General features: G+C 69.6%; 9 protein-coding genes. 5 read left to right on the top strand and 4 right to left on the bottom strand.

Translation table 11 applies throughout. From position 1 onward, the window contains the following. The 4 genes from VM681_03865 to VM681_03850 form a co-directional block, all read left to right on the top strand. A partial coding sequence (locus tag VM681_03865) for a hypothetical protein (GenBank protein HVL87134.1) occupies positions 1-545 on the top strand: 545 nt, incomplete at its 5' end. Between the two features lie 69 nt (positions 546-614). Then, positions 615-992, top strand: a complete 378-nt coding sequence (locus tag VM681_03860) for a hypothetical protein (GenBank protein ID HVL87133.1) — start codon at positions 615-617, stop codon at positions 990-992. Positions 993-1252: 260 nt separating this feature from the next. Further along, a complete protein-coding gene (gene lsrF / locus VM681_03855) occupies positions 1253-2071 on the top strand; it encodes a 3-hydroxy-5-phosphonooxypentane-2,4-dione thiolase (GenBank protein HVL87132.1) in 819 nt (272 codons plus the stop codon). Beyond that, positions 2068-3135 (top strand): alcohol dehydrogenase catalytic domain-containing protein, encoded by a 1068-nt coding sequence (locus tag VM681_03850; protein ID HVL87131.1) that lies wholly within the window; start codon positions 2068-2070, stop codon positions 3133-3135. The genes lsrF and VM681_03850 overlap by 4 nt, the downstream gene beginning before the upstream one ends. Here the strand turns inward: VM681_03850 and VM681_03845 are convergent. From VM681_03845 to VM681_03830, 4 genes are read right to left on the bottom strand one after another with little or no spacing between them, the layout of a single operon-like run. Further along, the gene (locus VM681_03845) at positions 3132-4760 is read right to left on the bottom strand and encodes a bifunctional N(6)-L-threonylcarbamoyladenine synthase/serine/threonine protein kinase (protein HVL87130.1); all 1629 of its coding nucleotides are present in this window, start codon (positions 4758-4760) and stop codon (positions 3132-3134) included. The two genes, VM681_03850 and VM681_03845, sit on opposite strands and share 4 nt — an antisense overlap. Continuing rightward, positions 4757-6031 carry a tRNA(Ile)(2)-agmatinylcytidine synthase gene (locus tag VM681_03840; GenBank protein ID HVL87129.1) on the bottom strand — a complete coding sequence of 425 codons (1275 nt, stop codon included), beginning with the start codon at positions 6029-6031 and terminating at the stop codon, positions 4757-4759. Before VM681_03840 ends, VM681_03845 begins: the two co-directional genes overlap by 4 nt. Before the next feature lie 14 nt (positions 6032-6045). After that, entirely contained in the window at positions 6046-6720 is a 675-nt protein-coding gene (locus VM681_03835) for a hypothetical protein (GenBank protein ID HVL87128.1), read from the bottom strand. A gap of 23 nt (positions 6721-6743) precedes the next feature. Then, the gene (locus VM681_03830) at positions 6744-7418 is read right to left on the bottom strand and encodes a fumarylacetoacetate hydrolase family protein (GenBank protein HVL87127.1); all 675 of its coding nucleotides are present in this window, start codon (positions 7416-7418) and stop codon (positions 6744-6746) included. A 153-nt stretch (positions 7419-7571) separates the two neighbouring features. Between VM681_03830 and VM681_03825 the strand changes: the two genes are divergently transcribed. After that, positions 7572-8108 (top strand): hypothetical protein, encoded by a 537-nt coding sequence (locus VM681_03825; GenBank protein HVL87126.1) that lies wholly within the window; start codon positions 7572-7574, stop codon positions 8106-8108. Positions 8109-8438: the final 330 nt, after the last annotated feature.

Raw genomic sequence — 8438 nt, 5'->3', positions numbered from 1 at the left:
TGCTGGGCGTGTTCGCGTACTTCCTCTACAAGGCGCGTCAGGCGCCCGCGCTTGTCCCCGCCGCGGCGCAGGCCAAGAACGACCGCTCGCGATCGCTTCTGCTGTTCTTTGGCGCAGCTGCGCTCGTGCTTGCCGCAAGCGAGCTTGTGGTCCGGTCGTCCGTTTCGCTTCTTGCGGCGACGGGCGTCTCGCCGGAGGTCCTTGGCCTTACGGTCGTAGCGGTGGGAACGTCGCTTCCGGAGCTCTCCGTGCTTGCGCAGGCCATCCGCGCGGGCGAGCACGACTTGGCCCTTGGAGACCTCTTTGGCGCCTGCACCGTGAACCTGACGCTCATCCTTGGCGCCGTGGCCGTGGTGGGCGGCGGGCCCGTCGATCTTGCGCCTCTTTCCGGAGCGGTTCCCTTCCTTCTGGCCGGCATCCTGCTCTGGTGGTACCTCTTGGTCCGCAACCGGCCGGCCTCGCGCCGGCTCGCCATCCTCCTGATCGCAGCCTACGCGGCGTTCGCGCTCCAGCAGCTTGGATGGCTTTTTCCCGCGCGAGGTTGACGCCCGGCCGCCGCCGTTCTCCGTGGAACGTGCGCGAAGCTTTTCGACGCTGGAGGGAAAGCCCTGCGCATGACCGAACCATCCCGAGAGCAGAGCCTGCGCCGCGAGCGGGAGATCCAGCAGACGAGGGAGCGGGTTGAGCAAGGCGAGCGGCCGTGGCAGGAGCACACGGGCGTGCTAAGCGTCGTGGCGGCCGTCCGCGATCTCCGCTTCCCCACGACCGTGGAGGACGTGGCGCAAGAGGCGGGCGACCGGGAGGTTCGCATCTCGGAACGGACGCAGCTTCCCCTGCGGCGCGTGCTGGGGAAGCTCAAGGACGACACGCAGTTCGTCTCCGTGGGGGACTTCCAGACGGCCGTGCAGACCCACTGGGAGGGCATCCGGAACCTCGAGGTGCCGCCCGAGCAGTGGCCGCCCGCGCCGCCTCAGTTCCGTCCGGAACGGTAGCCGGTCTCGACCTGCCCACCCCGCACGCGCGGGGGCCAAGGGGACCCAAAGACCTTCGCCCCCGTTCCCATGGCGCCCTCGCGTCCGGCTATATGCGGTCCGCCGCGCAAAGGAAGAGACGGCCCGCGCCGAGGATCCTCCCTATTCTGTGCCTCCCTCCCGCGGGCTACCTCCCCTTTTCACCCGTCTTGCGCTTGCGCGGATTGGCGCCGACCCTGCCGCGGCAAAGCCTATATGCGGCCGGTCCATGCGTCGCCCCGGTGTCCCGCGTGAAGACGATCCGCAGCGATTGGGGCTTCCAGAACCGCATGGCGAAGCTTGCCCCCCGCGGCAAGAGCGTCATGCTCGCGGCCGACCACGGCTACTTCCTGGGTCCGACCTCCAAGCTCGAGGATCCCCGTTCCACGCTTGCGCCGCTTCTCCCGCACGCCGACGCGGTGGCCGTCACGCGAGGCGTCGCGCGCACGAGCCTTCCTCCTGAGACCTCCGCCGCGCTCATCCTTCGCGTGTCGGGCGGCGCCTCGGTCCTCATGGAGGACCTTTCGAACGAAGTCGTCACGACGTCCGTGGAGGACGCCGTTCGGCTCAACGCGTCGGCCGTGGCGCTCTCCGTCTTCGTGGGCGCCCAGGGCGAGCATCAGACGCTGTCCGCCTTGGGCGAGCTCGTGAACGAGTGCGAATCCATCGGCATGCCGGTCCTTGGCATCACGGCCGTGGGAAAGGAGCTCGAGAAGCGCGACGCGCGCTACCTTTCGCTCGCCAGCCGCATTTGCGCCGAGTTTGGAGCCTCGATGGTGAAGACGTACTACTGCGACGACTTCGCCAAGGTCGTCGAAGCTTGCCCGGTCCCCATCGTGATCGCCGGCGGTCCCAAGCTTTCCACGCCCATGGACGCCTTCGTGATGGCACGCGGCGCCATGGAAGCAGGCGCCATCGGCGTGGACATGGGGCGCAACATCTGGCAGGGCGAGCACCCCGTCGCCATGATCCGAGCCATCCGCGCGATCGTGCACGACGGGTACACGGCCAAGGAGGCCGACCAGCTCTACGCCGAGGTCCGGTCCGGCAAGTCCAGGTGATCTCCGCGTCGTTTGCACCCGCGCCCGGCTCGCTTCCGGAGCGTCACCGCGTGGCCGTGTACCGCGCCAACGACGACGTCCGCATCGAAGAGCGGCCGCTGCCGTCCCCTTCGGCGGGCGAAGCATTGCTCCGCATCCGCGCAAGCGGCGTCTGCGGAAGCGACGTCATGGAATGGTACCGCAAGCCCAAGGCGCCCACCGTCCTTGGGCACGAGGTGGCCGGCGACCTCGCTTGGGTCTCGCCGGAGATCCGCGGCTGGCGCGCCGGCGACCGCGTCGTCGCCACGCACCACGTCTCCTGCGGGACGTGCCGCCATTGCCGGCGGGGAAACGACGCCGCCTGCGCGCTTCTGAAGACGACCCATTTCGATCCCGGCGGGTTCTGCGAGTTCGCACGCCTGTCTCCCGTGCACGTGGCGCGGGGACTGCTGCGGCTGCCCGAGGACATGACGTACGAGGAGGGTTCGTTCGTCGAGCCGCTTGGGTGCGTGCTTCGGGGCCAGCGCAACGCCGGCGGTGTCCGCCCCTCGGATTCCGTGCTCGTCCTAGGCGCGGGCTTGTCGGGACTCTTGCACGTGCAGGTCGCCGCCGCCTGCGGAGCCAGCGTGCTGGCCGCCGACCTCGTGCCCTTCCGGCTGAAGGCAGCCGAACGCATGGGCGCTCGCGCCGTCTTCGACGCGCGGTCCTTCGACGCGGCCGCGCTTCGGGCCCAGAACGAGGGGCGGCGAGCCGATCTCGTGGTCGTCACGGCGGGCGCGCCCTCGGCCCTTGCGCGTGCGTTCGAATGCGTCGAGCCGGGAGGGGCCGTGCTGTTCTTCGCGCCGACGATGCCCGGAACGCGCGTCGAGATGCCGTTCAACGACCTGTGGCGCGACGAGGTTCGCCTGTGCAGCACGTACGGCGCCTCGCCGACGGACCTGCAGGACGCGTTGGGCCTCCTGGCCCGGCGGGAGGTGGACGTGCGAGAGATGGTGACCCACCGCCTTCCTCTGGCCCGCGCGGCGGAAGGCTTCGCGTTGACGGCGGGCGCCGGCGAGTCGCTGAAGGTCGTGCTTGCGCCCTAGGTTCCGCGGTAGCGCCCGCGCCGCACGATCTGGGCGAGGGACTCCTCGACGGGTTTCGGATCCTTGGCCTCCGACCGATACCCGCCGAGAACGAAGTCGAAGAGGCCTTCCGCATGCGTGGCCGAGAGCGCCTCCATGAGGACGTGCAAATCCGTTCCCTTGTCCTCCGGGTCGCGCGACCGCACGCCAAGGCCAAAGTCAAGAAGCGCCACGCCGTCGCCATGCGCAAGGAGGTTGCTCGTCGTGAGGTCGCCGTGCACGACGTCGGCATCGTGCAGGCGCGCGACGGCCTCCCCCGCCGATCGAAGGAGGTTTTCCAGGTCCTTTCGGGACGCTTCCCCCAAAACCTCGCGAAGCCGGGGCGCGGCGAGCTCCTCCATCCAAAGCTCGCCCTGCTCCGGCCGGATGTCAAACACGATGGGCGTGCGCACGCCGGCCCGCTTGGCCTCGGCCAGGAGACGGCCTTCCGTCCTCGTTCGTTGCGCGCGGAGGGCCCCGTCGATCTGCGGGTGACGGTAGCGCTTGGGCAACCGCCGCTTGACGACGGCGGGACGGCCGCGGTAGAGGACGCGGAACACCTGCGCTTCGGCGCCGTGCGCAAGCACGCTTGCGCCCGCTGCTCGAAGCTCGCTCCCGCGCGCCTCTTCGACGGGCCACCGGACGGGCACGTCGTCCGTGCGCTGCGTCGGGAGGATGACGGACTCGGCAAGCGGCGTGGCCATTCCGGCGCGGTGCTGGAGGATCCCCTGCCAGGCGATCATCGCGCCGTTGTCGACGCACAGCGAGGGCTCCGGCGCAAACGATCGCGCGCCCCGGTCCTCGCACATCTGCGCGACCATCTCGCGCAGGCGGGCGTTGCACGCGACGCCGCCGCCCAGCAGGACCTCTTCCTTCCCCGTGTGCGCAAGCGCGCGCTCGGTGACCTCCACGAGCATGCCAAAGGCCGTCTCCTGCAACGAGAAGGCCACGTCCTCGAGACGATGGGCGGCGGCAAGCTTCGTGGCCGCCGTGACAAGCCCGCTGAAGGCGACATCCATGCCCTTGATCGTGTAGGGCAACGGAAGCAGCCGGTCGCCCGCGCGCGCCAACGCCTCGACGCGCGGCCCGCCCGGAAACGGAATGCCTTGCTCCCGCGCGAACTTGTCGAGCGCGTTGCCCACGCCCACGTCGAGCGTCTCGCCGAAGACGCGGTATCGCCCGTCGCGAAGCGCGATCACCTGCGTGTTGCCGCCCGAGACGTACAGCAGGAGCGGGTCGCGGGCCTCGGTGACGAGGCGGCCGATCTCGAGGTGCGCCACGCAGTGGTTCACGCCCAGGAGCGGCACCTCGAGGCTTGCCGCAAGCGAGCGCGCGGCCGTTGCCGCGGCGCGAAGGCACGGTCCCAGGCCCGGGCCTTGGCTGAAGGCGACGATCGAGACGTCGGCGTAGCCCACGCCGGCCTTCGCAAGGGCCTGGTCGAGGAGGTCGGGCGCGAGGCTTGCGTGGTGCGTGGCCGCCTCGCGCGGGTGGATGCCGCCCGTCTCGGGCCGCAGCATGTCGGCCACGTTGGCGAGGATCGCCCCCTCGCCTGTCACCACGCCGACGCCAAGCGTGTGCGCGGTTCCCTCGATGCCGACGCAGATCACGCCGCGAGCAAGGCCGGCGCGGGCGGAAGAAGGTTTCGTCGCGTCGCGCGCGCAAGCGGCATGGCAAGGTGGCGGCGCGCCCGCGCGGGCACCTCGTACCAGCCGGGCGCAAGCTCGCGCGGCGCCGCGGCGAGGACCGCCGCGCCGCGGGGAATGCGGACGCCGCAGCGTCGACAGCGGTACGGCGCAAGCGCCCCCGCGCTCTTGGCCGCGCGACCGCACGACGGGCATCGCGGATTTTCGACCGCTCGCGGGCGCGGAGCGGCAAGCGCCTGCACGCAAAGCTTCTCCAGGTGGATCGCGCGTCGCGGGCCGACGCCGCCGCAGGCGACGATCCCGTCTCCCGCCGAAAGCTTGCGTACGACGTGGCGGAATCCCTTCGTGGGCTCAAACGCAAGACAAGTCACGGTCCCCGTGGAATCTTCCAGATCGAAGCGGACGTGGCCACCCGGCAGGTTTTCCGGCCGGCTCGTCACGCGCCCGGCCACCCGCACGGACTCGAACGTGCCGATGTCGGCCACGCGGCGGCTCACGAGGTGATCGTCCGTCCCGTGGTTCGTGCGAAAGAGCGTGCGTTCGGAGGGCACCTCGCCTCGCACGCGCGCGGCCGCTTGCGGCAGGTCCTCCGGGTCGTCGCCGCGGATGCCCCACAGGACCGGGCACGGCGAGCCGGGGACCATGACCACCTCGTCGTTCTCGAAGTCGTAGCTGTCGAACGTGGACGGGAACGCCGTCGCCATGTCGGCCACCGAGCGCGCGTCCACCGCGCGCGGCGAGCCCCACCGATTCCGCGCGCGGTACGCCACGAGCTCCCAGCTGGCGTTCGCGTCGGGCGTCCAGGCCACGGCAGCCGTGGCGCCGATCACGCCAAGCGCGCCGTTGAAGCCTCCCGCGCGCGCGTCGCAGCCGGCGAGCGCGGCGTCGGCCTCCGCCCGCGTCACGATGCGCCGGACGGCCGCTTCGTAGAACGAGCGCGGCGGCGGGCGCCTTGCAACCACGATGCCCGGGTTCGTGTCCGCGTCCGACAAGTCGCAAAGCGTCCGCACGACGGACTCCACCCGCCGGTAGGCCTCGTCCAGGGAAAGCGCGCCCTCAAACCGCATCGCCACTGCGCCGTTCCCGCGCGTCTTCCACGGAACCATGGGGTTCAAGCGAACGAGCGAAGGGGGTTGCGCAAGCGTGAGCTCGGGGAAGGCTTCCCGAATGCGGTTGGAGAGGTACGTCGTGCAGCCGCCGCGGCGGCTGTCCGTGTCGTCGATGCCGATCCACAAGGGATCCTCGCCTCCTACGCCGTCGGCCGTATCTCCACGGCCTTTCCGTGCATCGTGAGCGCGCGGGCCGCGTCGCGGGGAAGGCTCACGACGTCGCCGCGAGCAAGCGTGTACGTGCGAAGGTCGCTTGCGGTAAACGGAGGCACGGATTCGAGGAGGCGCACGAGGACGCGCACGGCCGCCCGCGGCGCCGGGGACGCGGGGGCCGGCGCGGCCTCGACCGAGGCTGGGGCCTCGCTCGCCGTCGCCGCGGGCGCAACGGGCGCGGGATCGGGGGCAGGCGCGGCGGGCGTGGAAAGAGCGGCTTCCGGGCGGCGCAAGAGACCCCGCCGCGCCTCGCGGAGCGTCTCGAGGAGACGGTGCGCGAGGTCGACCTCCTCCTTGAGCATGTTCGTCGTGTCGAGGTTGCCCCCGCGCGCGGCCGTGAGCGCGCGCGCCACGACCTTGCGCTCGCGGGCCTCGTAGAGGGCCTCGGCGACGTGGCGGATGTTCGAGAGCTCGTCGTGCAGGATCGTCCCCTTGCCCGAGCCGGGCGCGCGCGACTGCTCGCGCAGGTAATCCTCCTGGAGCCCCCGCAGGTGACGCTCGAGGTCCCCGAAGAACGACGACTCCATCTTCTGGAGGCCGGCCGAGCGGCTCTCGCGCTTCAACCGGTCCTGGATGGACTCGTAGGAGAGCGGAGCCTGCACGCGTCGCGTAGTCCCGGGCGGGGTTACGTGCCTTTCGGTTGCGCACGGACGGGGTTCGAAAGCGTGCCCACCCGCTCGATGCGCGCCACCGCCAGGTCGCCCGGATGAAGCGGCCCGACGCCCGCAGGCGTGCCCGTCGCGAGGATGTCTCCCCGCTCCAGTGTCATGACCTCGGAGACCCGCGCGATGGCCTCGGGGATGCGGGCGACCATCTGCGAGGTGGACCCCCGCTGGCGGATCTGGTCGTTCACCCGAAGCTCGATCGCAAGCGCGTGCGGGTCGGGAACGTCGGCGCGGGGCACGACCGTGCCCACCGGCGCAAACGTGTCGAAGCCCTTCGACGCCGTCCACGGCCGACCCTGCTTCTTCGCCTGCGCCTGCAGCTCGCGTGCGGTGACGTCGAGCAACGGGGCGTACCCGAGCACGTGGTCCATCGCGCGCGCGACGGGCACGTTGCGCGCGGTGGAGCCGATCACGACGGCAAGCTCCACCTCATGGTCCACCCGGCCCACGCCCGGCGGGATCAGGATGGGCTCGCCGTCGTGGACGATGGCCGAGGCGGGCTTGAGGAAGAAGAAGAACTCGGGCGCGTTGGGGTTGCCCATCTCGCGCGCGTGCTCGGCGTAGTTTTGCCCCAGGCAGACGATCTTGCCGACGGGGATCGGATGCGCCTCTCCGCGGAGCCGGACCCAGCCCACGAGGGCGCATGCGGGCGGGCCCTATACGTTTCTACCGCTGCGCGGCGGCCTCTTTTATGACCCTAAAAGAGGAACGACAGGAGAAGGGCTGCTGGCCGACGGGACCACAAATCTTATTTGCCTTGATGACGACCGGGCCGCGAAGGTGCAGTCATGTCCAGGCCGTCGTCCGCCCGGAAGCTTTCCGTCCTAGCCATGCTTCTTGCAGCCCCCTTCCTGGCCGGCTGCCTGGGTGGCGAGGCGCCAGGCGAGCCCGTGGACCCCGCGACGCAGGACCCGACGGGCGGCGTGAACCCCGGCGACGCGGCAGACGAGGTTGACAACGCGACGGAGGACGCTTCGGAGTACGTCTGGAAGAAGCAGGAGTATTCCGGCACGATCGTCACCGTGGGGCCCGTGAACGCGCCAAGTGCAAGTCAAACGGTCCAGCGCTTCGAAGCCGGGGAGGAAACCAGGGAGATTCTTTTGGATGTGACGACCCAAGGCGGCGACGTGATGGTCCTCGTTGCCGATCCCGATTGCAGCCCAAACAGCGGTTGTGAGGATTCGTTCAGTACGTCCGCCGGATCGGGCCAATACTCAATCAAGACCCCGAAGGCCGGTGAGTGGACCATCCGCTTCTTCGGCAACGCGATTGGACCTGCCCAAATCCAGTGGAAAATGATGGTTTCGCAGGAAGTTCCAGCCTGACTTGCTTGAAACAGCCGGGGGCATCTTCTACGGCGGAGTTCCGGGCACGCGCATTCCGGGCTTGAATAATTGAACCCAAATTCCGTCATTGCCCTGATGCAATCGCCGCCCTGGCTTTGTCGGGAAGCTTTAAGCACATTCCAACCAATTGGGTCGCGGGTGAAGGGTTGGCACATAGGGCACTCTTGTGTGTATTTCTATTGATTGCGGCCGTTTTCTTGATTCCGAGTGCGATTGCCGTCTCGGATTGCGATGGGGTTTATTCCGCAAATGGAGACGTGGGCGTGGCGTACCAAGGGCAGGCCGTGCCTATTTTGGTAGCCCAAACAC

It is taken from the genome of Candidatus Thermoplasmatota archaeon, from assembly GCA_035541015.1.
GTDB lineage: Archaea > Thermoplasmatota > SW-10-69-26 > JACQPN01 > JAIVGT01 > DATLFM01.
Note: the sequence above shows the minus strand (reverse complement) of the source record. Positions and strands in the feature narration are given on the sequence as shown.